The sequence below is a fragment of the Neisseria sp. P0009.S008 genome, assembly GCF_051958615.1.
Classification (GTDB): Bacteria; Pseudomonadota; Gammaproteobacteria; order Burkholderiales; family Neisseriaceae; genus Neisseria; species Neisseria subflava.
The window spans coordinates 1-278 of the sequence record NZ_JBQCVG010000057.1 but is presented as its reverse complement, the minus strand read 5'-3'; the positions used below and the strand labels follow the sequence as shown (position 1 = coordinate 278).

Annotated in this window: 1 rRNA gene; it reads right to left on the bottom strand. The window is 57.9% G+C overall.

Features of this window, described 5'->3' with window-relative positions:
• Positions 1 to 278: ribosomal RNA gene (locus tag ACTHSQ_RS11235) — 16S ribosomal RNA — on the bottom strand; the annotation flags it as partial.

The window sequence follows — 278 nt, the reverse complement described above, 5'->3', positions numbered from 1 at the left end:
GACTACTAGGGTATCTAATCCTGTTTGATCCCCACGCTTTCGCGCTACAGCGTCAGAAACGAGCCAGTGAGCCGCCTTCGCCACCGGTGTTCTTCCCAATATCTACGAATTTCACCTCTACACTGGGAATTCCACCATCCTCTCCTGCACTCTAGCCCTGCCGTATCGAGCGCCGTTCCTGGGTTGAGCCCAGGCCTTTCACGCTCGACGCGCGGGGCCGCCTACGCGCCCTTTACGCCCAGTAATTCCGAACAACGCTAGCCCCCTTCGTATTACCG